We start from the raw sequence: 23,572 nt of genomic DNA on the forward strand, positions 1-23,572 counted from the left end.
TGCGCCTACCTCGCGCAAACGGCGGCGGCGAGCGCAGTGGCAATCCGGGGCAGCGGCAGGATCGCGGCGGCGGCGTCGAGCGCGGCGGCCGCTTTCGGCATGCCGTAGACGGCGCTGGTCGCCTCGTCCTGCGCGATCGTGTGATAGCCCTTGGTGTGCATCGCCTTGAGTCCGATTGCGCCATCGCGGCCCATGCCGGTCAGCAGCACGCCGATTGCCCGCGCCGGCCAGCGTGACACGACACTGTGAAAAAACACGTCGACGGAAGGCCGATAGGGCGTTTCTTCCGGCACTTTTGTGTAACCGAGCACGTTAGGCAGCTTCAGATGCAGATGGTCGTCGGTAGCGGCGAGCAGTGCGACGCCCGCTTGCGGCCGGTCGCCTTCGCGGGCGATCCGCACCGGCAGCGCCGACTGCTGGTTCAGCCAGTCGGCCATGCCGGCGGCGAATGCCGCGTCCACGTGCTGGACGATGACAATTGCCGCAGGGAAATCCTTCGGCAAACCGGCGAGCAGGGTGGCGAGTGCCGCCGGGCCGCCCGCCGAGGCGCCGATCGCAATCAGCGGCGTGTCGCGATTGGTCGCGCTGATGGGCGCTGCCGCAGCCGCTGCGCCAGGTGCATTGCGTTCCGTGACGAGCGCGGCGATGCGGTCGATCTTCGCGATCAGGGTGGCGATGCTCTTGTGCGCGTCCGGACCGCTCAGCGAGGGTGTATCCACCGCATCGAGCGCACCCGCGCCCATCGCTTCGTAGACGCGCCACGCATTCGCGCCTACGTCGACGGTCACGATCAGGATCGCGCACGGCGCCTTTGCCATGATTCGACGCGTGGCTTCGATGCCGTCGACGTTCGGCATGACGAGGTCCATCAGCACGATGTCGGGCCGCTGCGCGGTGCAGAAATCGACCGCCTGCTGGCCGTCCTGCGCAACCCACAGCAATTCGTAGTCGTGGCGCGCCGCTAGCGCGCGGCGCAGCGCCTCGACGGCGAGGGGCAGGTCATTGACGATTCCGATTTTCATCCGTTTTACCCGTGGGTTTAACCGTAAGCTTCGCCGATCAGATCACGCACTGCGTCGAGCAATGCTTCGTCATGGAAACTGCCTTTTGCCAGATAGTAATCCGCGCCCGCATTCAGGCCGGCGCGGCGGTCCTCTTCGCGATCCTTGTACGAGACGATCATCACCGGCAGCGCCTGCAGTTGTGGATCGCGCTTGATGAGCGTGACGAGTTCGATGCCGTCCATGCGCGGCATATCGATGTCGGTGATCACGAGGTCGAAGCGCTCGCCGCGCACCGCATTCCAGCCGTCCATGCCGTCGACGGCAATGGTCACGTCGTAGCCGCGCGTAGCCAGCAGCTTGCGTTCGAGTTCACGCACGGTGAGCGAGTCGTCGACCACCAGCACGCGCCGTGTGACGCGCCGGGCGGCGAGGGCAGCGCTGTGCTGCGTGTGTTGCAGATCGCCGCCCGCCACGAGCCGTTCGACCGAGCGCAGCCAGTCGTCGACATCCGCGATCAGCACCGGGTCGCCGTTTTCCATCAACGCGCCGGCGGTGATGTTCCTGATTTTGCCGAGGCGCGGATCCAGCGGCTGCACGACCAGCATCCGCTCGCCGAGAAAGCGATCGACCACCACGCCATAGGTTTCTTCGCCGTCGCCGATCACGATCATGCTGACGGTATCGGCTTCGTTGGCAGGTGGCGCGGTGTCGAGAATCTGATGCGCGGTGACGACGCCGATGCGGCGGCCGTCGAAGGCAATGTGCTGATGGCCTTCGAGCAATTCGATATCCGCGCGGCGGACGTGCAGCGTGCGGTTCACATGCGCGAGCGGCACCGCATACGGCTCGCCCGCGACTTCGACGAGCAGGCTGCGAATCACCGAGAGCGTGAGCGGCAACTGCAGCTGCACACGCGTACCGAGGCCGGGTTCGTGCGTGATGCGCACCGTGCCACGCACGCGCTTGACGACGTCGTGCACTGCGTCGAGTCCGACGCCGCGGCCCGAGACCTCGGTGACCTGATCGCGCAGCGAGAAGCCGGGCAGGAAGAGGAATTCGAGCAACTCGGTCTCGGACAGGCGCGCAGCCGTTTCGGCGCTCGCCAGTTTTTTGCGGACGATCGAGGTACGCAATGCGTCGAGGTCGATGCCCGCGCCGTCGTCGGTAACGGTGATGAGCAGCGCGCCGGCAGTGTGGCGCGCGTCGAGCGTGAGCGTGCCTTCTTCCGACTTACCGTGCGCGAGACGGACCGCGGGCGCTTCGATGCCGTGGTCGATCGCGTTGCGCAGCATGTGGCCGAGCGGCGCTTCGAGCAGATCGAGAATGTCGCGGTCGACCTGAGTCGATTCGCCGACCAGTTGCCAGCGGACCTTCTTGCCGAGCGAACGCGCGACGTCACGCACCATGCGAGCGAGACCACTGGTGCCGTCGCCGAAGGGGCGCATCCGGCATTGCAGCGCGGCGTCGTAAAGTTGCTGCGACAGATGCGTCGAGCGGCGGTCGAAGCTTTCCAGATCAGCCAGACGCTCGGCGAGCAGATGTTGCGATTCCGCTGTGAGACGCCGCAATTCTTCGAGCGCGGCGTGCGCACGTGGGTCGAGCTTCAGGTCGGCGAGCGTTTCGTGCAACTGATCCAGCGCGCGCGAGCCGTCGCGTTGGACGCGTTTGACGCGCAGCATCGATTGCGCGAAGGGTTTGAGCCAGCGCGATTCGACCAGCGATTCGCCGGATAAGGAGAGTAGCCGGTCGAGGTTGTCGGCGCGTACGCGCAGCATGCGGCCGGGGTCTGTTGAGGGGACGCTTGCCTCGTTCGAGGCGGGCGCGGTTGCGGCGGTGGCAGACGCTGAGACGCCTGCAGGAGCGGACAGGATTGCAGAGGCTGACGCGGACCCGATTTCCGTCGTGCCGGCCGGTGCGGCTGGGGCAGGCATCGCTTCGGCGCGCAAGGCGCTGGCTAGCAGATTGAATGCGGCTTCTGCCTCATGATCAGCGCCGGCCGATGCGGTTTGCGGTTCGGTGGCTACGCCGGGTGCAGATGCAGAGACGCCGACGTGAGCAGGAATAGACGCAGCCGGCGGCACAGCATCTCTCCGCATTGCCGCTCCATGCGGCACGACACCCGCCATACGCGCTTGCAACGATGCCACGCACGCGCTGACGGCGTCACGCGCCGACTCGTCTTCATCATTGCCGATGCGCGCAACGATATCGACACCGCGCAGCAATTCATCGATCCAGGCAGTGTCGAGCAACGCGCGCCCTTCCTGCGCCGCGACGAAGCAATCTTCCATCGCGTGCGCGAGTTCGACACCGACCTGCACGCCGACGATACGCGCCGCGCCCTTCAGCGAATGAGCCGCACGCATGCAGGCCTCGAGCGCGGCGGCATCGCGCGGTGCGCGGTCGAGGGCGAGCAGGCCGTCGTTGAGCACGCGTGCCTGGGTCCGCGCTTCTTCGCGGAAGAGATCGATCAGCGACGGGCGGCGCGGGTCGTCCGTCATCCGAGACTCCGGTTCAAGGTATCGAACAATGCCTCGGCGTCGAGCAGGCCGACCGTCATGCCGCGCCATGGGGCCACGGCGCGCGTGTGCGCGGCGGCCGCGTGCGACAGTGTCGCGGGCGGCGGGCAAAAAGTGGAGACTGCGATCCGATGCACGCCGTCGACCTGATCGACGGGCAACACCGCGTGCTCTTCCGCGCGCGAAACCACCAGCAAACGCGGCAGATCGTGACGCGCTTTGTCGTCGGCCGCAGTGGTGTCGGCCTCGAAACCCAGCAGATGCGCGAGCGACAGACACACCAGCAAGTCGCCCTGCACATTCACCACACCCAGCACCGCGCGATGTTGCCGGTGCGGCAACGTATGAATTGGCCGCGTCTGCACGATGCGCTTGAAGATCGGCGTGGGCAACGCGAGCCATTCGCCGCCGATGCGGAAGATGAGGAATGACTCACTCGCACCTTGCGGATCGTGTCGTTGCTGTTGCGCCGGCGTGCGGGCGTCATGCAGCGAGAGATCCACGAGCGGGATCGGACGTTCCAGCAATCTGGCCGCAGCCGCTTCGAACACGGGGCAATTCAGGCAGCGCACGTATTCGACCAGCCGCTCGCACGACGAATCTCCGCGCACGCCGATGCGGTTCCAGCAATCGTCGAAGCTCACCGTGCGATCCTCAACCACGTTGCGCTCCCTGTGCGCGCGACGCGCGTTCCATCAACAGACGCGCGCCATTGCGGTCGCCTTCGAGTTCGAGCAGCGTCGCCAGATGCGCGAGCGCTTCGGCGTGTTGCGGGTCGAGGTAGAGCGCCTTGCGATACTGGCCGCGTGCGAGGTTCGTATCGCCGCTGGCGTCGGCCAGCACACCGAGCAGATAGAACGCGTCGGCGTGCGGTGCGTGCTGTTCCAGATAAGCGTTGATCGCGTTTGCCGCTTCCGTCAAACGGCCTGCGTCGGCCAACGCGTGCGCGGCTTGCAGCGTGTCGCGTGCGGCGTTGGTCGGCGCGATGATCTGCGGTGACATGAACTCGTGCGACTGCGCGGCGGCTTTGAACGGCGTCGGCGTGTGCTGCGAAATACCGTTCAACGGCGTCAGTGTTGAGATATCGTTCAATGAGCTGCGCGCAACTGGATCGGGCCACGCGAAAGGCTCGGCCGAGAACACCTGCAGCGGTGCAAGAGCGGGCACAGGCGAATGCGTCATCGCGAGTGCCGCAGCGGTGGCGAGCGGCGCGGTATGCCAGCCATTGAACTGCACTTCACCGGGCGTGGCGCGGCGGAACGCGAACGCCAAAGGAATTTTCGCCGACTGCATGCCATGACGCATCAACAGCCCGGTTTCCGCAGGACCCACGAACAGCGTGCCGTTTTCGGCCAGCAGGCTGTTGAGCGTACGCAAGGCCGTTTCCTGTGTTTCGCGGTCGAAGTAAATCAGCACGTTGCGGCAGAACACGAAGTCGTAGACGCCGAGCGTCGTGGCATCGAGTTGCATCAGGTTGGCGCGCGAGAAACGGACCGCGTCGGCGATGCGTGGCGCGAGACGCCAGCCGTCTTCGGTGCGCGTGAAGTGCACGTCGCGAAACGGGAACGCGTTGCCGCGAAACGAGTTGCGGCTGTACACGGCGCGCTGTGCGACGGCCAGCGAGCGTTCGCTGATATCCATTGCGTCGATACGCATGTGCGCGGCGTCGATGCCGGCATCGAGCAGCGTCATCGCGATCGTGTAGGGCTCTTCGCCGGTCGAGCAGGGCAGGCTCAGAATCCGCAGCGGCAGCGCAGTGCCGCGCTCGTCAAGGCGTTCGTGCGCGAGACGCGCGAGCGCACGGAACGCGTCGGCATCGCGGTAGAACCAGGTCTCCGGCACCACCACCGTTTCGACCAGCGCCTGCACGATCGAAGGCGACGCCTGCGCGGCATCCCAGTAGTCGGCGAGCGTGGCGTCGGCGTGACCCTCCGCGCACCAGGCGGTGGCTCGCTGATCAACCGCGCGCTCGATCGCGCCATGACCGAGCGACGCTGCATCGAGCCCGATGGTTCGATGCAGCAGATCGACGAAGCGTCGATAAAGCGGGGCATTGTCGCGATGCGCGTTCATGCGTGCGCCTCGGGGAACAGCAGGGCTTTGACGTTGTCGGGCAGCAGATGCTCGACGCGAATCCATTGCACCAGACCGCCTGCCTCGCTCGCGACCGGGCCTAGATAGCGTGCGTGTGGGATGTCGATGCCGGCATCCTGAAACGCATCGGCGTTCAGGCGAATGGTGCGCGTTGCGCCTTCGAGCAGGAGCGCGAGCAGGCGCACCGTGCCCGCATGCGGATAGCGCACCAGCACGACACGCGTCGACATCAACTGCGCGGCAGGGCGGCCGAGCGCGAGCGCCGGCAGATCGATCACCGGCAGCGGCACGCCTTCGTGATCGAGCACGCCCGCGACCCACGACGGCGCACCGGGAATCGTTTTCGGCGGCGACTGCGGTGTGAGCGGCATCAGACGCTCCACCTGCGTCGCGTCGATCACGTAGCGTTCGCTATCGAGCGTGAAGAGGATGAAGAGCATCGGCGTGGGCTGGAGTGGAGTGACGTACGGTGTTTGCGTCGAGGTGTGTGCCTGAATGAGCCCGCCGCGGCGCGTCAGGCCACCACCTTGAAGCGCGATACGCCGGTACGCAGACTATTGGCGACGTGCGTCAGATCGTCGATAGCCTGGGTCGACTGACGCAGCGATTCCGCCGTCTGCTGCGCGGCCTCCGAGAGCTGCGTCAGTGCCTGGGTAATCTGCTCCGCGCCGGTGGCCTGTGTCTGCATGCCTTCGTTGACCATCGAGAAGCGCGGCGCGAGCGCCTGCACCTGCTGGATGATCTGCGTGAGATGGCCGCCCACGTTCTGCACGTCGAGCATGCCGCGCCGGACTTCTTCGGAAAACTTGTCCATGCCCATCACGCCCGCTGCCACCGCCGACTGGATCTCTTTGACCATCTGCTCGATGTCGTAGGTCGCCACGGCGGTTTGATCCGCGAGGCGGCGAATCTCGGTCGCCACGACGGCGAAGCCGCGGCCGTATTCGCCGGCCTTTTCTGCTTCGATCGCCGCGTTCAGCGAGAGCAGGTTGGTCTGATCCGCGACCTTGGTAATGGTGGCGACGACCTGGTTGATGTTGCTGGCCTTTTCGTTGAGGATCGCCAGCTTCGCGTTGACCGAGCCGGCTGCCTCCATCACGAGGCGCATGGTGTCCTCCATGCGCGCGAGACCGGCGTGGCCGGTGCCCGCGAGCGCCGCCGACTGGCCGGCTACTTCGGAGACTTCGTTCATCGTGCGCAGCAGATCGCGCGAGGTTGCGAAGATTTCGCGCGACGTGGCGCCGATCTCGGTGGTAGTCGCCGCGGTTTCGTTCGCGGTGGCTTGCTGTTCACGCGAGGTCGCGGCGATTTCCGTCACCGACGTGGTGACCTGGACCGCCGACTTCTGCGCCTGGCCGACCAGTGCGGTGAGCTCGTCGGTCATGCGGTTAAAGCCGGCTTCGAGGGCGCCGATTTCATCCGCGCGGTTCAGTTGCAGACGCTGCGTGAGATCGCCCGTGCGCATGACGTCGACGACTTGTAACACCTTCGCCATCGGCGTGGTGACCGCGCGCAGCAGCCAGTAACCAGCCAGAACGGCGGCGACGGCGGCGATCAGCAGCATCACGAGCAGCACGATACGGGTCGTCTCGACCGAGCTGCGGATGCTTTCGGCGGACTGGTCGGCGTAGGTCTTGTTGTCGTCCACCAGCTTGCGCACGGACAGCCGGCCGGTTTCCCAGACCGGTGTGAGCTGCGTGTTGAAGATCTGCGCGGCGTTCTCTTTCGAGCTCGCCAGGGCGGTCAGCAGCGACGCCTGGATAGGCAGGTATTGCGTGTGTTGTTGCCGGAAATTGTTGAAGAGTTCACGGTCTTCCTGGCGGAAGATGGTCGCGCCGTAGTCGTTAAGGAGCTTCTCGAGCGTCTGCTGAGTCTCTTGCAAGCGGGAGGAGTCGCGCTTTACGGAATCCGGGTCCGCGTCGACATAGATGAGGCGCTGCGTGACGGTGTAGTTCTCGAACCAGGCCGCACGCATTGCGGTGGCGTAGTAGAGGCCGGGCATCGAGTCCTGCTGTTGGCTCTTTGCGTCGTGGTCGATGCCGCCGAGTTGCTCGAAAGTGACGATTGCCATTGCCAGCATCACGATCAGCACGATCCCGAAGCTGCACAGAATCCGTTGCCGGATGGTCCATTGTTTCACGCGCACGCCCCTTAACTTTTTGGCTTGGTCCTGACGCCCGATGTCGACTTGTGGGTCTCGGGTCGAAGGATAGGAAAGCTTTTGCGGGTCGTCGGATTTGTCCGACGGGTCACGCGGCGGATTTTACAGGACCGTTCGCGCGACGTTACACCCGTAATGCCCGGTTACCAACTGCAGCATCTATTTCTGCACGCAACCCACACAATCTGTCCCATGCCTGAACGGCGGGAGTCAAACATGAAAAAGATTGCGATGGCGTTGTTGATGGTCGGGAGCCTGAGTGCGGCGGGTCAAGCGTCAGCTCACGGCAATGGCGGCGATGTGGTCGGTGCGCTGATCGGCGGTGCCTTGCTGGGCGCGGTAGTCACGTCCGCATTGAATCCTCCGCCTATGGTCGCTTACCAGCAGCCGGTGTATGCGCAGCCGGTCTATCAGCAGGCGCCGGTGTATGCGGGGCCGCCGCCGGGATACTGCTATGACCAGTACCAGCGGGCGTATGTCGCGTGCGGCGCGCCGCCGCCCGCACAGTATGGGTATCCGCAGCAGCCGCAACAGGGCTGGTAAACGGAATGCGCTGGCGCGCGCCGCTTTGAGGCTTGCGCGCACCAGAGAAAAAGGCCGTCGCATTGATGCGACGGCCTTTTTTTGTTGGGTGACTCTGCTTGGTGCCTCAGTGCTTGTGATGTAGCCACTCCGCATAGTGCGTGTCAAGCCAGCGCTCGAGGCGCTCCGGCCCTGTCTTATGACGAGGGTGGGACGCAGCCCAGATCACCGCGCCGACCAGCAGCATCACCAAAGGTCCCAACAAATAAGCCATTAACGATTCAGACATCGGAGCCTCCGCCTCGGCTTGCAACCATGTTTTAGTTTAGGCGATGAATGGCGAGAAGAAAGGGCGCTGTGATGGGTTGGCTGGCAGCGCGGCGGGATTGACGTGAATTGGCTGGCGGGGCCCGATCGCAGTGGGATTGAGAACCTTGTGAAGAGATTGCATTTCTTTTTGAAGACTGATGTTTGCGGCTTATGTTTATTTTGTTGTGTACCATCAAGCGCACCGCTGGCCTGTGGGTTTACCGGCCCCTGACAACCAACGTCGCACTTGTCGCATTTGCCTTAATTAGCCGATCACACCTTGTCGGCCGCTCTCGATCTGGGCGTCGACAAAATCCGCCCACAGTTGCAAGCTGCGACGCCGTTGTGCGACATGCTCGGCGTGGTTGTCTCCGCCCGGCGTGTCTTTGACGGCATGCGCCAGCGCATTTTCAATCGCCTCCGAAGGCTGGCCCATCTCACGCAAGTGAGTGGCGGCGGTGCGTCGAAAATCATGCAAGACGAAATGCTCCACATCGAGTCCGAGCGATTTGACGGCCTGATTGAGCGTGCTCTTTGCGATCGGACGATCGTCGCCCCTGACACTCGGGAAGACGAAATTCCGGCTGGTCTTCGTGTCCTGAAGCTCGCGAAGCAGGGCGACCGCCTGATCCGGGAGATACACCACATGCTCGCGGCCCTTGTTCATCCGCGCAGCGGGGATCGTCCAGCGGGCTGCAGTGAGGTTAAATTCGGACCAGGCCGCCTCGACGATGTCCGATTTCCGCACCATCGTTAGCACAAGCAGGTGCAAAGCCAATTTCAGCGGACGTCGAATGTTCGATGCGTAGATCGCCCGGAGCATGGCCCCCATTTCGTCTGGAGTGAGCACGCGGGTGCGGCTGTCCGGCGTCGCGATGAAGCGGGCCGGAATAAGCGCTGCCGGGTTGGTCGTAGCGAGTTGCCGGGCGATCAGGTACTCGTAGAGCCGCTTGACCGCGTTGCGCGTGTGCAGCGCCATCTTTGGCGAGCCACGGCTTTTGATCTGGTCGCATATCGCGCGAATGTCGTCGTCCGTCACGGCTTTGATCGGTTTGGCGCCGATGGCGGGGAGCACATCTTTTTCGAGCGCGCGCCGCGTGGTGCGCTGATACTCCGCCGACTTGCCGGCCATCTCCGTCGCGAGATAGAGTTCCGCGCCCTCACGCAGCACCTCGGCCTTGCTCTCTGCACCGCGGTCGCGTCTCGCCGTCGCCACTGGCGAGACGCCGCTCGCGACCATCTCCGCGTACTTCTGCGCTTTGGCGCGCGCGACCCGCAGTGAAATCATCCGGTAGTCGCCGATTGTGGCGAGCGGTTGGCGCTTGCCGTTCAGCGAATAGCGGAAGCGCCAGACCTTGGTGCCCGTCGTCATGATTTCGATGACGAGGCCGTTACCGTCTGCGACACAATACCGGGTGGCGCGGGGTTCCAGCGCACGGATCTGCGCTTCGGTGAGGGGAGCGGCTAGTTTTGGCATGGCGGGTCTTTGATACACGGACAGCGGTGATTTTAAACCAGCTGTACTCTGTGTACCAAAGAAATAGGCAGATTTAGGTCAACAAATGGCATTCGGTGCATGTCGGAGAGGTTATCTCGAATCGCCAGTGCAGGCATGTCAGATAAGATATTGGCGCGAAAATTTTTAACTCGGTTTACTTGCCGATACAAAACCGGCTGAAAATCACTCCGAGCAGATCGTCCGAACTAAATTCACCGGTAATCGAGTTCAACTGGTCCTGCGCGAGCCGCAGTTCCTCAGCGAACAGATCGAGTGCCTGGGAATTCTGATCGGCGTGCGCCGCAGCCGTCGCCAGATGCTCCTGGGCCGCACGCAGCGCAATCAGATGCCGCTCGCGCGCGAGGTACACGCTCTCCGCGCCCGCCTGCCAGCCGGCGATTCGCAGCAATTCTTCTCGCAGCAGCGCGACGCCATCGCCCTGTTTCGCCGACAGCCGCACTTCGCTGAGATCGAGATCCGCGTCCAGCGGCGTCACGGTCGGCGCGAGCCCGGTCAGATCGGTCTTGTTCAGCACGCGCACCACCGGCACGCCGCTCGGGAAGCGGCCAGCGATCGTTTCGTCTTCGGCGTTCATGCCGGTTCGCGCATCGAGAAGATGCAGCACGACGTCTGCGCGTTCGATCTCGCTCCACGTGCGCGCAATGCCGATCTTTTCCACCTCGTCTTCGGTATCGCGCAGGCCGGCCGTGTCGATCACATGCAGCGGAATGCCTTCGATCTGGATGGTCTGCGCGACCTTATCGCGCGTCGTGCCGGCGATCGGCGTGACGATGGCCAACTCCGCGCCGGCCAGCGCGTTCAGCAGCGACGATTTGCCGACGTTCGGCTGTCCTGCCAGCACCACCGACAAACCCTCGCGCAGCAACGCCCCCTGGCGCGCTTCGCTCAGCACATGCGCGAGGCGCTCGCGGATTCGCGTGAGCTTGCCACGGGCGTCGGCGGCTTCGAGAAAGTCGATTTCTTCTTCCGGGAAATCGAGCGTCGCTTCGACCAGCATCCGCAGGGTGATGACCTCTTCGACCAGCGCGTGGATGTCGCGCGAAAACGCGCCGTCGAGCGAGCGTCCCGCTGAGCGTGCGGCGGCTTCGGTGCTGGCCTCGATCAGATCGGCAACGGCTTCCGCTTGCGCCAGATCCAGCTTGTCGTTGAGAAACGCGCGCCGCGTGAATTCGCCTGGCTCGGCCAGACGTAGACCAAACGCACGGCCGGCGTCGATGCAACGCTGCAGCACCAGTTGCAGCACGACCGGACCGCCGTGGCCTTGCAGCTCGAGCACGTGCTCGCCGGTGTAGGAGTGCGGCGCGGGAAAATACAGCGCGATGCCGCGGTCGAGCGCATTGCCGCTGTCGTCGAGGAAGGGCACGTAACTGGCACGACGCGGCGCGAGTGCCTGGCCGGTGAGCGCTTGCATCAGCGGCTGCGCGGCGGCTTCCCCGGCACGGCCGCACGAAATCCGCACGACCCCGATTCCGCCTCGGCCGGGAGCGGTGGCAATGGCGACGATCGGATCGGAATCGGTGGTAAGCATGGGGACGAGGCTATCAGAAGGGATTGAATGCGCATGAGTGGGCGCCGGGCATTGTAACGCGGGCCTTTGCAGTCCCTCGTCTCACGACTGGATTCTCGGGTGTAGGCGGGCTTTGTCAGACAAATTAGGATTTATCTTGAATAAGCTAAGATAGCTTGCAACCTATTTGCGGCCGATCGACACGTTCCGCATGTCTGAAATGTATGTCACACAAGGAAAAGACGGGATTCGACAAAATCGCGAAACGCGTTATTTGGTGGCCATTTCAGGCTAAAAATAGCTTATTTGAGCTATAAAATCACCTAACTGGTTGTCCACTGATTATGCGTCGGATTGCACAATCGGGCCCATGCCGACCTCCAAAGAAAAACACGCTTTCGCCAAACGGCTGGAAGACTCACTCCCGAAAGATTTGAGGGGTGGAACAGCTTTATCCAAGAAATTCAACTTCCTCTATGCCAGTGGCCCCGCCGTTTCACCGCAAACGGCGCATAAGTGGCTTTCAGGTACGACGATTCCGAAGCCCGATAAGTTGCGGGTTTTGGCCGAGTGGCTGCAAGTCGATCTTCACTGGCTGCAATATGGGCCGGGGCCTTCGGGCAAGACCAAGCCGCTCGCCCGTGGCGAGAAATATCCGCTGACGCCGGAAACGGTCGAGCTGGTTACGCAGATGGCTAACCGGTTCGCGGGTTTATCGCCGCGTCAGCGCAATCTGGTGGAAGAACTGATCACTGAATTTGACGGCGGCACGCAACCGGAGACCGACGCCGCGCCCGAAGACACATTGAAACCTAAGAGTTCGTCGGCCGAGTCATAAGGCCGAGTCATAAAAAAGCCGCCCGGTGTAAACCGGGCGGCTTTTTTACGGCCAGCTTCTGCTTTTGCCTGTCAGTCAACGGGCGTTACCACTGCCCGCTGCAGGCAAGACATCGATCAGGCCGCTTTCGCCTTCGACTTACCCATCATCCGCGTGATGTAGTACTGCTGGGCGATCGACAGCACGTTGTTCACGACGTAGTACAGCACCAGACCGGCCGGGAAGAAGAAGAACATGACCGAGAACGCGATCGGCATGAACATCATCATCTTGGCTTGAACCGGGTCCGGCGGCGTCGGGTTCAGCTTGGTCTGCAGGAACATCGAGACGGCCATCAGCACCGGCAGGATGAAGAACGGATCCTGTTGCGACAGATCGTGAATCCAGAGAATCCACGGTGCGCCGCGCATTTCAACCGACGACAGCAGCACCCAGTACAGCGAGATGAACACCGGAATCTGAATCACGACCGGCAGACAGCCACCGAACGGATTGACCTTCTCGGTCTTGTACAACTCCATCAGCGCCGAATTCATCTTCTGCGGATCGCCCTTGAAGCGTTCGCGCAGCGCTTGCATACGCGGCGTGATCGCCTTCATGCGCGCCATCGACTTGTAGCTTGCTGCCGACAGCGGGAAGAACACGGCCTTGATCAGCAGCGTGAGCAGCACGATCGACCAGCCCCAGTTGCCGACATAGCTGTGGATCTTCTCGAGCAGCCAGAACAGCGGCTTCGCGATGATCGTGACCCAGCCATAGTCCTTCACCAGTTCCAGACCCGGCGCGATGCCTTCGAGCATGCGCTCTTCTTCCGGACCGGCGAACAGGCGTGCCGAGACGTCAGCCGATTGGCCCGGGGCGATGGTCGGCACCGGCTCTTTCACGCCGACGCGATACAGCGCCGGATCGATCTTCTCGACGTAGATATCGCGCTTCACACCCTGCTGCGGAATCCATGCCGACGCGAAGTAATGCTGCACCATCGCGATCCAGCCGTTGTCGGCCGAATTGACGAAGTCTTCCTTGTTCTTGTCGATGTCGCTGAACGTCATCTTCTGGAAGTGGTGCTGGTCGGTGTAGACAGCCGGTCCGATGAACGTGTGCGAGAAGCGCGGCGTTTCCACCGGCGTGTCGTCGCGTACCAGTTCCATATAGACCGACGGCGTGACCGGCGCGGTACCGACGTTTTCAATCTTCGTGTCGACACCAATCACGTAGCTGCCGCGCGTGAACGTGTAGGTCTTGATGACCTTCACGCCACCCTTGACCGGCGACTCGAAGCTGAGCTTGAACGATTTTTCGTCGCCCGTCAGATCGGTCGGCTGGTTCGGCACCGGCGTGTAGATGTCATTATGGTTCGGGAAATCGCCGCCGAGCAGACCCGTGCGCGCCACATAGGTGTGGTTCGCGGTGCGGTCGAACAGCGTGATGACCAGATCCGGCTGCTTGCCGTCGCCTTGCTTGACGAGCGACAGCTTCGACAGCGTGCCGCCGCGAGTGTCGATCTCACCGTTGTAGACGTCGGTGCTGAACTTGACCAGTTGCGACTGCGTTGCAGCCGGCGCGTTGCCCGGCGCTGCTGCGTTGGTGGCCGGCAAATCGGCGGGCTGGGTTCCCGGCGTCGTGGTTCCCGGAGCGGCGCTACCGACGGTCTTGGTCGGGTTGGCGCTCGGGAAGAACATCGACGGGCGTCCGTGGTCGCGTTGCCAGTTGTCGAACAGCATGACCGCTGACATGAAAAAGATGACCCATAGGACGGTGCGTTTGATATCCATGCGTTGTCTCAGTGTCGATGGAACGGCGCGTCAGCGCTTTTCAGAAGTGGGAGGCGGGACGAGATCGATGCCGCCCGCGGAAAACGGGTGGCAGCGGCAAATACGCCTGGCGGCGAGATAAGTCCCGCGCGCGGCGCCATGATACTGGATTGCTTCGCGCGCGTAATCAGAGCAGGAAGGGTAAAAACGGCACCGGTTGCCGAGCATGGGGCTCACAGCAAGCTTGTAGAAACGCAGTAAAGCGATGAGTACCGTTTGCATGGCTGGTGCGGCCGGACGGCGCCGCGCAACGTGGAGTACCGGGCGACGCCCGCGCAGCATGGCTGCTATAGCTGCGCATTGGGCGGTCACTTGAGCGTCATTCCGTCTTGGGCGCTTCCGCGGGCGGCGCCTCGCGACGGACAATTTCGCGCGCTGCCTTGTCGAGCAGCGCCTCTATCTCGCTGCGGCACAGCGCCCTCAACGGGGGCGACGAAGCGCTCGGCAAAGCTTTCTTGTCAAAGCGCGTGTGCAAACGCAGCAGCACATCCCAACCGCCGAATTCCGCGCGACGCAGCCGGAAGGCTTCACGCGCGATTCGACGTACCAGATTACGCGTGGCCGCGCGCGGCGCATATTTCTTGCCGATCACGAGACCTAAGCGAGCGTCGTTGCCGGTGGGCCGGCCGTACACCACAAAGTGCGCGGTGCGGCGCCACGGGCGCAAACGAAAAACGGATGAAAATTCATCCGTTTTCAGTAGCCTTGCGGCTTTGGGGAAGGCGGCTTGCGCTCGCAACGGAACCGAGCCCAGTTGCGGCGCCCCTGCCGCTCCCGCTTCACCGCGGGCCTCGCTAGCCACAGACGGAGCGCGCAATCCGCTCGCCTGCCTTAGATGGCGAGGCGCTTGCGGCCCTTCGCGCGACGTGCGTTGATGACCTTACGGCCACCTGCGGTCTTCATGCGAACGCGAAAGCCGTGGGTGCGCTTGCGGCGGGTAACGGAAGGTTGGTAAGTACGTTTCATGTTGCTCTCACTTGATCGAAAAATAACCGCGCGATCATCGCTGAAAGCGCAATGGCCGGAGGTTGTGCAGAATTGGTTTTCGCGGAACCCGCTATTTAAACCGGTTTTCTTTTGGCCGTCAATAGTTTAGCCTGGTTCGGCGCCAGGCTGGAGAAGCTTCGTCGGATGATCGGTCCCTGTGGATAACTCCCTTTCGCTGGCGTTTTGGCGTTAGAATCTCGCCTTACTTCCCAAAAATCCTGCACGCCGCTCCGGCTCGCTTGCGCCGCAAACCCTTGTGGCACAAGCGCCTGGAGCGGTTACGCCTGGCTGCTCAGGGCCTTGTTGCGCGCACGCGACAGGGGCAGCGGCGAACCGCCGTGCATACCATAACGACAGCAACTCGATGAACGATTTCTGGCAACACTGTTCCGCATTGCTGGAGCGCGAGCTTACGCCCCAGCAGTACGTGACGTGGATCAAACCGTTGGCCCCGGTCGCCTTCGACGCCGCTGCGAACACGCTTAGCATCGCTGCGCCGAACCGCTTCAAGCTCGACTGGGTCAAGAGCCAGTTCTCCGGCCGTATTTCCGATATGGCACGCGATTTCTGGCAGACGCCGGTCGACGTGCAATTTGTGCTGGACCCGAAAGCCGGTATGCGCGCGCCTGCGGCAGCGACGTCGGCTCCGTCGCGTCCCTCGTCTGCGCCTGGCTCGACGGGCGCTGGCCATTCTTCTTCTGGTTCAAACGGCGGCGGTGCGGCAGTGGACGCTGCTGTCGGCGCCGTGCAATCGGCCCATGCCGCGCGCGCCAATGGCACGAACAGCGCGAACAACGCGATGGCAAACCTCAACGCGAACGCAGCACGCGCCGCGGCAGAAGATGCCGCCGACCTCGACCTTCCCAGCCTCGACGCAAACGAAGCCGCAGCCGCACGCCGCACGTGGCGTCCGGGCCAAAGCGCCAACTCGAACGGCAACGGCGAGAACGACTCGATGTACGAGCGTTCGAAGCTCAATCCCGTGCTCACCTTCGACAACTTCGTGACCGGTAAGGCCAACCAGTTGGCGCGCGCCGCGGCGATTCAGGTCGCGGACAACCCCGGCATCTCGTACAACCCGCTGTTCCTATATGGCGGCGTGGGCCTGGGCAAGACCCACCTGATTCACGCGATCGGCAACCAGCTTCTGATGGACAAGGCCGGCGCACGGATTCGCTACATCCACGCGGAACAGTACGTGTCCGACGTGGTGAAGGCCTACCAGCGCAAGGCGTTCGACGATTTCAAGCGTTACTACCATTCGCTCGATCTGCTGCTGATCGACGATATTCAGTTTTTCTCCGGCAAGTCCCGCACGCAGGAAGAGTTCTTCTACGCGTTCGAGGCGCTGGTCGCGAACAAGGCGCAGGTGATCATCACCAGCGACACGTATCCGAAGGAAATCTCGGGCATCGACGACCGCCTGATCTCGCGCTTCGACTCCGGCCTGACCGTGGCGATCGAGCCGCCTGAGCTGGAAATGCGCGTCGCGATTCTGATGCGCAAGGCGCAGTCCGAGTTTGTGAGCCTGAGCGAAGACGTCGCGTTCTTTGTCGCCAAGCACCTGCGTTCGAACGTGCGTGAACTCGAAGGCGCGCTGCGCAAGATCCTCGCGTATTCGAAGTTCCACGGCCGCGAAATCACGATTGAAGTGACAAAAGAAGCGCTGAAAGACTTGCTGACGGTACAGAACCGGCAGATTTCGGTGGAAAACATTCAGAAGACCACGGCTGACTTCTACAGCATCAAGGTCGCTGACATGTATTCGAAGAAGCGTCCGGCGAACATTGCGCGGCCGCGGCAGATCGCGATGTATCTGGCGAAGGAACTGACGCAGAAAAGTTTGCCGGAAATCGGCGAGCTGTTTGGCGGGCGCGACCACACCACCGTGCTGCACGCGGTGCGCAAGATTGCCGCCGAGCGCGGTACAGACGCGCAACTGAACCACGAACTGCACGTGCTGGAGCAAACGCTGAAAGGTTAAGCAGGCCGGACGGAAATTTCGACCTGTTTATTTCGGAACTCGCCCCCATTTTAGTGGAGCGGTTCTGTTTTCAGGCACAATACAGGTTTAACCGCCCGGCGGCCGCGGGCGGAATTCACGCCGTGACAGGCGCTGCGTGGCGCCGGCGGGGAGCCGCGGCTACGCGCTGTAAGGCTGGCAAGTCAGGCGCGCAGGCCGTCATATCAACGAAGGAACTCTATGCAACTGGTCAAGACCGAACGCGATAACCTCCTCAGGCCGCTGCAAACTGTGAGCGGCATCGTCGAACGCCGCCATACGTTGCCGATCCTCGCCAATTTGCTGATTACCAAGAACGGCCCAGAAGTGTCGTTCCTGTCGACCGACCTGGAGTTGCAGATCACCACGCGTGCCGATTTTGGCGTGGGCGGCGATTCGGTTGCGACCACGGTGGCAGCAAGAAAGCTCCTCGACATTCTGCGCGCGATGCCCGACGGGCAGGTCACGCTGACCTTGAACGACAAGCGTTTGACCGTGCAATCCGGCAAGAGCCGCTTTGCGCTGCAAACGCTGGCGGCCGACGAGTTCCCGACCGTTGCTCAAGCTAAAGACTACGGCGCGAACCTGGTGGTTCCCCAGAAAACGTTCCGCCAGTTGCTCGGCATGGTCCATTTTTCGATGGCCCAGCAGGACATCCGCTACTACCTGAACGGCATGCTGCTGGTGGTAGACGGCGACCAGCTGATGGCAGTCGCCACAGACGGCCACCGCCTCGCGTTCTCGTCGATGAAGATTGAAGGCTCGTTCGCGCGCCAGGAAGTCATCATTCCGCGCAAGACGATTCTCGAACTGCAGCGTCTGCTGGAAGACATTGACGACACGCTGAAGATCGACATCGCCGCAACGCAGGTGAAGTTCACGTTCGGCCAGGTCGAACTGGTGTCGAAGCTGGTGGAAGGCAAATTCCCCGACTTCCAGCGCGTGATTCCGAAGTCGCACAAGAATCAGTTCTTGATCGGCCGTGAAGAACTGCAGCGTTCGCTGCAACGCGCCGCGATTCTGACGTCGGACAAATTCAAGGGCGTGCGCTGCATTATCGAGCCGGGCCAGTTGAAGATCATGTCGACCAACGCCGATCAGGAAGAGGCGCAGGAAGAACTGGAAATCGCGTACGACGGCGACAGCGTCGATATCGGGTTCAACGTCACGTATCTGCTCGACGTGCTCGCGAACCTGAAGGTCGACATGTTGCAAGTGAGCCTTGGCGACGCCAGCTCCAGCGCGTTGATCACGATTCCCGAGAACGACGAATTCAAATACGTCGTGATGCCGATGCGCATCTAACGCGTCCAGAAACCGAGAACACACCAAGGGGCGCAGTGCCCCTTTGGCGTTTTTATGGTGTTTTGAAAAGTCCCGAGCAGCAACCCAGCAGCAACGCAGAACCGGAAAAAATCCATGACTGAAACGAACAATTCGCAACCCGATAACAGCGGCTACGGCGCCTCGTCCATTCAGATCCTTGAAGGTCTGGAGGCGGTGCGCAAGCGTCCCGGGATGTATATCGGCGATACATCGGACGGCACCGGCCTGCATCACCTCGTATTCGAAGTGCTGGACAACTCGATCGACGAAGCGTTGGCCGGGTACTGTAACGACATCCAGGTCACCATCCACGCGGACAACTCGATTTCGATCACCGACAACGGCCGCGGTGTGCCGACCGGTCTCAAGATGGACGACAAGCACGATCCGAAGCGTAGCGCCGCTGAAATCGTGATGACCGAGCTGCACGCCGGCGGCAAGTTCGACCAGAACAGCTACAAGGTGTCCGGCGGCCTGCACGGCGTGGGCGTCTCGTGCGTGAACGCGCTGTCGGCATGGCTGCGCCTGGTGGTGCGCCGTGACGGCAAGAAGCACTTCATGGAATTCCACCGTGGCGTGCCGCAGAACCGCATCATCGAAGAGATCGACGGCGTGGCGGTGTCACCGATTCAGGTGACCGGCGATACCGAAAACCGCGGTACCGAAGTGCACTTCATGGCCGACGAGACGATCTTCGGCAATGTCGAATATCACTACGACATTCTGGCCAAGCGGATTCGCGAACTGTCGTTCCTGAATAACGGCGTGCGGATTCGCTTGAGCGATCTGCGCTCGGGCAAGGAAGAAGATTTCGCGTTTGTGGGCGGCGTGAAGGGTTTTGTTGAGTACATCAACAAGAACAAGGTCGTCCTGCACCCGAACATTTTCCACATCAGCGGCGAGAAAGACGGCATTGGCGTTGAAGTCGCGATGCAGTGGAACGACAGCTACAACGAAAACGTGCTGTGCTTCACGAACAACATTCCGCAGCGCGACGGCGGCTCGCACTTGACCGGTTTGCGTGCGGCGATGACGCGCGTGTTGAACAAGTACATCGTGGATCACGACGTCGCGAAGAAAGCGAAGGTCGAGACGGCCGGCGACGACATGCGCGAAGGGCTCTCGTGCGTCCTCTCGGTGAAGGTGCCGGAGCCGAAGTTCAGCGCGCAGACCAAGGACAAGCTGGTGTCGTCGGAAGTGCGCGCGCCGGTGGAAGATGTGGTCGCGAAGGCGCTCGAAGAATTCCTGCAGGAAACGCCGAACGACGCGAAGATCATTTGCGGCAAGATCGTTGATGCGGCGCGGGCGCGAGATGCGGCGCGCAAGGCGCGTGAAATGACGCGTCGCAAGGGCTTGCTCGACGGCGTTGGCTTGCCTGGGAAGCTGGCGGATTGCCAGGAGAAAGACCCGGCGAAGTCCGAAATTTATATCGTCGAGGGCGACTCCGCAGGCGGCTCGGCGAAGCAGGGGCGTGACCGGAAGTTTCAGGCGATCTTGCCGCTGCGCGGCAAGGTGCTGAATGTGGAGAAGGCGCGCTATGACAAGCTGCTTTCTTCGGAACAGCTTGTGACACTGATTACGGCGTTGGGTTGCGGGATCGGCAAGGACGACTACAACCTCGACAAGCTGCGTTATCACCGCATCATCATCATGACCGATGCTGACGTGGACGGCGCGCACATCCGCACGCTGCTGCTGACGTTCTTCTATCGTCAGATGCCGGACATGATCGAGCGCGGGTTTATTTATATCGCCCAGCCGCCGCTGTACAAGATCAAGGCGGGTAAAGACGAGCGGTATCTGAAGGATGCAACTGAGCTGAACGCGCACATGCTCAAGCTGGCGCTGAATGGGTCGGAGCTGCTGCCTTCTGAGAATGCGACGCCGATCGCAGGCGATGCCTTGGGTGAGCTGGCGCGTTCGTATCTGCTGGCGCAAGGCGTGGTGGATCGGCTGAGCCGGTTGTACGACGCTGGCGCGCTTGAGGCGGTGATGGATGGGGTCGTGATCGATCTGTCTTCTGAGCAAGCGGCTGAGAGCTCGGCGAAGACGCTTGAGGCGAAGCTTCGGGACGATCCGTTGAAGCCTGAGGTGAAGGTCACGACGATGTATGACCCGGTGCGTGAGCTGCGCTCACTGCGTGTTTCGCGGACGCATCATGGTAATCAGAAGGTTTCGGTGCTGGATCAAGAGTTTCAGCTGACGGCGGATTATCAGCAGCTTTTGACGACGGCGGATACGTTTAAGGGGTTGATCGGCGCGGGTGCGATGATCAAGCGCGGCGAGCGGAGCATGGCGGTTACCGACTTCAAGAGCGCGATGCGGTGGTTGATTGCCGATGCTGAGCGGAATGTTTCCAAGCAGCGGTATAAAGGCCTGGGTGAGATGAATCCTGGGCAGCTTTGGGAGACTACGATGGATCCGGCTGTGCGTCGTCTTTTACGTGTGCAGATTGAGGATGCTATTGCGGCTGATGGCATTTTCACCACGCTCATGGGGGATGATGTGGAGCCGCGTCGGGCGTTTATTGAGTCGAATGCGTTGAGGGCGGGGAATATTGATGTTTGAAGGGGCGACGGACATCGTTGATCATTGACTAGTTGATCGGCGAGAGAGGTTCCGCACGGGCACCGGTATTTTTATTCCGCAGGTCGAGTGTTTGCGTCACAGACACCCCACCAAGAAATTCAAAGGGTTTGCAGCGATGCAAACCCTTTTCTTTTACCCCGTCAGGGAGACACGTGGCGTGGACGCCTCATTCCTGACGCACACCGTCATAATCGATCCGAGCTGCAGTCGTCCAAATCTTTCAATTCGTCACCGCTTCTGCGACCTGACCCACTAGTGCCGATGTCTTTGCACTGGTAGCATAGAACGCAATCCGCACGTAGAATGCAGCGCGATACGACCAATTAACGCATTAGCGGTTCGGGACAAGGATGCAAGTCAAATTAATACCGTCCGTATCACTCTTTCTCGGCTCATATTTTCCTTTGAGTGCCATCCTATTTCTTCAAGATATCTCTGAAAAAAGTTGGGCAAAATCGGTCTGTTGGTCGTTCAAAAAATGCGAGTTTCCGATTTTATCCAATCCCGGTCGATCGTTGACATTTTTTGCCATCTGTCTTGTTAGCCTACTATTTTTCATTTTAGTGCTCAATCGAATTCCCGGTTTGCATGAGCTTACTGTCAAGGAATCGAAAACTGTCCCGAATGATCTTATTAACTACGTGTTTCCTTATGTTGTCTCATTCATGGGATTAGATTTGGGCGGTAGCGGGAAGTTTTACGGATTTATAGTGTTCCTTGCTTGGATGTTCCTTATAACTTATCGGTCCGGTCAGATCCTGATGAATCCGCTTTTACTTGCTATGGGTTGGCAGCTTTATGAAATTAGCGCGGACATCCACGGCAACGGCCGCAACATTATCGCGCTATCAAAATCAAAGATATATCCGGGCGACAAATTAAAATCATGCGTCGTTCAAGGAATCTATGTGCTTTCAAAATTCAAAGAGTAAAATCATGGCCGCCAATGAGTCTCTAGCAAATATCAAAAATTTTAATATTGCTGACGCCTCGCTTACCTTATGGTCGTTCAAAAAAAGTTCGGCAAAAAATAGAAAATTTAAAGCATTTTCCGTTGTGACTACGGAAGATTTAACCGCTGAACTAAAGCGGATTGCCGTTGACTGTCTTGCACGCTATCAAGAGGTGGAAGACTATCAGTTGCTTGTTCAGCCAAATGAAATCGGATGCCTCTATCTGGAAGGTGATGAAACATCGTTTCCCGAATTGCAAGAGCTGATTGATTTGCCACCGGAAGAACATTTGATTACAGATGTTAATCAACTCGAGAACAGTGCGGGCTATGTGGTCAGGTTGCAAATGGGAGGCGACGTACTATACTGCGTGCGCCGACTCGCAAATGACTGGCGTGTGAAAAAAAGAGCATCTGTTCTAAACTTGGTTCTGAATGGCAACCAGCTTGATCTGTCGGGTGATGAATCATTCACGATCGCTAAAACTTTTGATTTCTTTGCGACAGAAACGGATATTTTGATTGTCAATAAGGCGAACTTCGAATCGCTGCTGGAATATAAACAGACCTATGCCGTATCATTCGTCGAGCTTCAGCAAAGCGACGACTTTAAAGCAGCCTTTTCAGATTTAGGCCTTTTAGTAGAGCATGTGGGTACGAATACGATGCACCTGCGCCGCATGGCCGTTGTCCAAGAAAGAGCCTATTACGCCAATCCCCAATACATGCAACGACTCCGAGACGTGAGCGCGGCGCGTCAATGGGATCTCAAGTTCGACCAGCGAGGGCGAATCGTCCCGACCGAGGAGTCCGTGCGCACAATAATTCAGGTTTTACTTAATCACCGGCTGCACTCGGAACTGTCTGAGACAGATTTCGACGTGCCCTCGGCCAGCCCCGTTGCAGGGTGACTTTGAGCGTGACCCGTTCGCAAGCGGCTAGGCGAAGTTGGCGTTGAAGACTTGCTGGCCGAAACGATCGAATCAGCAAAACGCGCCGACGTGATGACTGCTTCTTCGGTGGCGTGAAGATACTACCGGGGCTTGCGCGGGGGCATCACACCCTGAAGCGCGATCGGAATTGGCGCAAAGGCGCGTCCTGCGATGCGCCGCACAGCGGTGTTGCGCGGCGCCGACCACAGCCTCCGGATGATCCGTAGGAAGCCACCGCTTTTTTTGCATCTTCATTTTCGCTGCCTTGTTCAACCACAGGGTTGCCATCGACGTTGCGGTACGACGTAGCGGTCCGCGAAATGAATTGTTCAGGACCGGTCAAATAGCTCACACTCGGGCCGGTCATTGCAGCCACGCTTTTCACATCGGATTCTGTCCAGACGTTGGTGCAGACGCGAATCTGGCATGTCGATTGCCATGACCAACGGCATCCGTCAGCCACGCTAAGCGAAACAAGAGGTTCGTCGGCTATCCTT

20 protein-coding genes are annotated in these 23,572 nt (G+C 60.8%); 7 read left to right on the forward strand and 13 right to left on the reverse strand.

What is annotated here, in order from left to right; all coding sequences use genetic code 11:
- Window positions 1–5 precede the first annotated feature (5 nt).
- The 6 genes from cheB to PQR40_RS11065 form a co-directional block, all read right to left on the reverse strand.
- The gene (gene cheB, locus PQR40_RS11040) at window positions 6–1,022 is read right to left on the reverse strand and encodes a chemotaxis response regulator protein-glutamate methylesterase (protein WP_408508981.1); all 1,017 of its coding nucleotides are present in this window, start codon (window positions 1,020–1,022) and stop codon (window positions 6–8) included.
- 17 nt (window positions 1,023–1,039) lie between these two features.
- Window positions 1,040–3,505, reverse strand: coding sequence for a hybrid sensor histidine kinase/response regulator (locus tag PQR40_RS11045; RefSeq protein ID WP_408508982.1), 2,466 nt, complete (start codon window positions 3,503–3,505; stop codon window positions 1,040–1,042).
- The gene (locus tag PQR40_RS11050; protein WP_408239417.1) at window positions 3,502–4,185 is read right to left on the reverse strand and encodes a chemotaxis protein CheW; all 684 of its coding nucleotides are present in this window, start codon (window positions 4,183–4,185) and stop codon (window positions 3,502–3,504) included. The genes PQR40_RS11045 and PQR40_RS11050 overlap by 4 nt, the downstream gene beginning before the upstream one ends.
- Window positions 4,178–5,596: a CheR family methyltransferase gene (locus PQR40_RS11055; protein WP_408508983.1), complete on the reverse strand. Its 1,419-nt coding sequence runs from the start codon at window positions 5,594–5,596 to the stop codon at window positions 4,178–4,180. The genes PQR40_RS11050 and PQR40_RS11055 overlap by 8 nt, the downstream gene beginning before the upstream one ends.
- Window positions 5,593–6,057 (reverse strand): chemotaxis protein CheW, encoded by a 465-nt coding sequence (locus tag PQR40_RS11060; RefSeq protein WP_408239411.1) that lies wholly within the window; start codon window positions 6,055–6,057, stop codon window positions 5,593–5,595. Before PQR40_RS11060 ends, PQR40_RS11055 begins: the two co-directional genes overlap by 4 nt.
- Window positions 6,058–6,131: 74 nt before the next feature.
- Entirely contained in the window at window positions 6,132–7,757 is a 1,626-nt protein-coding gene (locus PQR40_RS11065) for a methyl-accepting chemotaxis protein (protein WP_408239408.1), read from the reverse strand.
- Between the two features lie 237 nt (window positions 7,758–7,994).
- Between PQR40_RS11065 and PQR40_RS11070 the strand changes: the two genes are divergently transcribed.
- Complete coding sequence (locus PQR40_RS11070) at window positions 7,995–8,321, forward strand: ecotin precursor (RefSeq protein WP_408239406.1); 327 nt, start codon at window positions 7,995–7,997, stop codon at window positions 8,319–8,321.
- Window positions 8,322–8,427: 106 nt separating this feature from the next.
- Here PQR40_RS11070 and PQR40_RS11075 read toward each other — a convergent pair whose 3' ends face one another.
- The 3 genes from PQR40_RS11075 to mnmE all read right to left on the reverse strand — a co-directional run bounded on the left by PQR40_RS11075 (window position 8,428) and on the right by mnmE (window position 11,656).
- Window positions 8,428–8,589 (reverse strand): hypothetical protein, encoded by a 162-nt coding sequence (locus PQR40_RS11075; protein ID WP_325045301.1) that lies wholly within the window; start codon window positions 8,587–8,589, stop codon window positions 8,428–8,430.
- Between the two features lie 285 nt (window positions 8,590–8,874).
- A complete protein-coding gene (locus tag PQR40_RS11080) occupies window positions 8,875–10,086 on the reverse strand; it encodes a tyrosine-type recombinase/integrase (protein WP_408508984.1) in 1,212 nt (403 codons plus the stop codon).
- Between the two features lie 175 nt (window positions 10,087–10,261).
- Complete coding sequence (gene mnmE / locus PQR40_RS11085) at window positions 10,262–11,656, reverse strand: tRNA uridine-5-carboxymethylaminomethyl(34) synthesis GTPase MnmE (protein WP_408508985.1); 1,395 nt, start codon at window positions 11,654–11,656, stop codon at window positions 10,262–10,264.
- Window positions 11,657–12,005: 349 nt separating this feature from the next.
- Between mnmE and PQR40_RS11090 the strand changes: the two genes are divergently transcribed.
- Complete coding sequence (locus PQR40_RS11090) at window positions 12,006–12,473, forward strand: helix-turn-helix domain-containing protein (RefSeq protein ID WP_408239397.1); 468 nt, start codon at window positions 12,006–12,008, stop codon at window positions 12,471–12,473.
- Between the two features lie 116 nt (window positions 12,474–12,589).
- Here PQR40_RS11090 and yidC read toward each other — a convergent pair whose 3' ends face one another.
- The 4 genes from yidC to rpmH form a co-directional block, all read right to left on the reverse strand.
- Complete coding sequence (yidC, locus tag PQR40_RS11095) at window positions 12,590–14,248, reverse strand: membrane protein insertase YidC (protein ID WP_408239394.1); 1,659 nt, start codon at window positions 14,246–14,248, stop codon at window positions 12,590–12,592.
- 30 nt (window positions 14,249–14,278) lie between these two features.
- Window positions 14,279–14,509: a membrane protein insertion efficiency factor YidD gene (gene yidD, locus PQR40_RS11100; protein ID WP_006050604.1), complete on the reverse strand. Its 231-nt coding sequence runs from the start codon at window positions 14,507–14,509 to the stop codon at window positions 14,279–14,281.
- Window positions 14,510–14,606: 97 nt separating this feature from the next.
- Window positions 14,607–15,104, reverse strand: a complete 498-nt coding sequence (locus tag PQR40_RS11105; RefSeq protein ID WP_408239391.1) for a ribonuclease P protein component — start codon at window positions 15,102–15,104, stop codon at window positions 14,607–14,609.
- A 14-nt stretch (window positions 15,105–15,118) separates the two neighbouring features.
- A complete protein-coding gene (gene rpmH / locus PQR40_RS11110) occupies window positions 15,119–15,253 on the reverse strand; it encodes a 50S ribosomal protein L34 (RefSeq protein ID WP_004198824.1) in 135 nt (44 codons plus the stop codon).
- A gap of 385 nt (window positions 15,254–15,638) precedes the next feature.
- Here rpmH and dnaA point away from each other — a divergent pair, with 385 nt between their 5' ends.
- From dnaA to PQR40_RS11135, 5 genes are all read left to right on the forward strand, one after another.
- The gene (dnaA, locus tag PQR40_RS11115) at window positions 15,639–17,258 is read left to right on the forward strand and encodes a chromosomal replication initiator protein DnaA (RefSeq protein ID WP_408337261.1); all 1,620 of its coding nucleotides are present in this window, start codon (window positions 15,639–15,641) and stop codon (window positions 17,256–17,258) included.
- A gap of 219 nt (window positions 17,259–17,477) precedes the next feature.
- The gene (gene dnaN, locus PQR40_RS11120) at window positions 17,478–18,581 is read left to right on the forward strand and encodes a DNA polymerase III subunit beta (protein ID WP_201085769.1); all 1,104 of its coding nucleotides are present in this window, start codon (window positions 17,478–17,480) and stop codon (window positions 18,579–18,581) included.
- A gap of 114 nt (window positions 18,582–18,695) precedes the next feature.
- Window positions 18,696–21,170, forward strand: coding sequence for a DNA topoisomerase (ATP-hydrolyzing) subunit B (gyrB, locus tag PQR40_RS11125; protein ID WP_408508986.1), 2,475 nt, complete (start codon window positions 18,696–18,698; stop codon window positions 21,168–21,170).
- Between the two features lie 371 nt (window positions 21,171–21,541).
- The gene (locus PQR40_RS11130) at window positions 21,542–22,123 is read left to right on the forward strand and encodes a KwaA family protein (protein ID WP_408508987.1); all 582 of its coding nucleotides are present in this window, start codon (window positions 21,542–21,544) and stop codon (window positions 22,121–22,123) included.
- Window positions 22,124–22,127: 4 nt separating this feature from the next.
- Window positions 22,128–23,054, forward strand: coding sequence for a Kiwa anti-phage protein KwaB-like domain-containing protein (locus tag PQR40_RS11135; RefSeq protein WP_408508988.1), 927 nt, complete (start codon window positions 22,128–22,130; stop codon window positions 23,052–23,054).
- Window positions 23,055–23,572: the final 518 nt, after the last annotated feature.

It is taken from the genome of Paraburkholderia sediminicola (assembly GCF_046026855.1).
Lineage (GTDB): Bacteria > Pseudomonadota > Gammaproteobacteria > Burkholderiales > Burkholderiaceae > Paraburkholderia > Paraburkholderia sediminicola_A.